This window comes from Streptomyces solincola, from assembly GCF_002982015.1.
Lineage (GTDB): Bacteria > Actinomycetota > Actinomycetes > Streptomycetales > Streptomycetaceae > Streptomyces > Streptomyces solincola.
On sequence record NZ_PVLV01000739.1, the window covers coordinates 1 to 1,078 of the forward strand.

Sequence of the window (1,078 nt, forward strand, 5' to 3'; positions counted from 1 at the left end):
AGCCGATACCCGTCGTGGCCGGGGGGCGGGCGGGTGCGCCGTACGCCGCGGCGGCGAGCGGTCCGGCGCTCTCGCCGAGGGCGTTGAGCAGCCCGGCGGCGACCGGCACCAGTCCGAGCCCGACCAGCAGTCCCTCGGCCGGGACCAACCCGGCCTGGTGGCCGGCGCAGACCGTGCAGTCCCGGGCGTGCCGGGCCAGCCGCTTGCGCCAGAGGGCGGAGGGGGCGCCGTCCCACCCGGCGAGCAGGTCGTCCAGGAGCACGCAGCGCGGCGCGGCGGACAGCGCCCGCACCACCAGCCGGGCAGTCTCCAACTGGGCCTTCATGCGCTGCACCCGCACCGCGGTGTGCTGGGGGCTCAGCTCCATGGCGGCGGCCACCTCGGCGCGGGTCAGCTCGCCGGCCGCCTCCAGCCACCACAGCGACAGCAGGGTGCGGTCGTCCGAGTCGAGCCAGCGGGTGGCCTCGGCGGTCTCCCGGCGCTGCCCGGACAGGCCGAGCCGGACGATGGTCAGGTCGACGAAGTCGGCTCCCGGGTCGGCGACCTCGCGCGCCTCCCAGGGGTCGCCGGGCGCCTGGCCGGGGTGTCCGGCGGCCCGCAGGTGCCCGCGTATCTGGTTCATGGTGATCGCCACCAGCCAGGAGCGGAAGCTGCCGGGATCGCGCAGCGAGCCGAGCCCGGTCAGGGCCCGGATCATCGCCTCCTGCACCACGTCGTCAACGTCGGCGTGGCCGTTGAGGGCGCGTCCGGCGATGTTGTAGACGAGCGGGAGGTACGCGGCGACGAGCTGGTCCTGCGCCCACTGCTGCCCGGCCTGCGCCGCGGTGACGATCGAGGGTTCCCGTTCGAGGTTCACGATGCCCACTCACTTATCCCCGGGCCCCGCCCGGTCATGGATGTTCCGTCCTGCCATGAGGGAGATACGGAAGCGGTCGCGCGGATAACAGAAACCTTCCGTCTCGGATGCGGGGAGATTCTCGCCCGGCCGCCGGTCCGGCCCGCGACCAGGGTTCCGCGGACGTCCCGGGCCTGGACGCAGACGGGAAATCGACTCTCCCCTAAAGATCAGGGCCCGGCG

At 74.1% G+C, this 1,078-nt stretch carries 1 protein-coding gene; it reads right to left on the reverse strand.

Annotation, left to right across the window (positions count from 1 at the left end):
• Nucleotides 1-856: sigma-70 family RNA polymerase sigma factor (locus C6N75_RS29845; protein ID WP_146132723.1), on the reverse strand; the 856-nt coding region annotated here is incomplete at its 3' end.
• Nucleotides 857-1,078 lie beyond the last annotated feature (222 nt).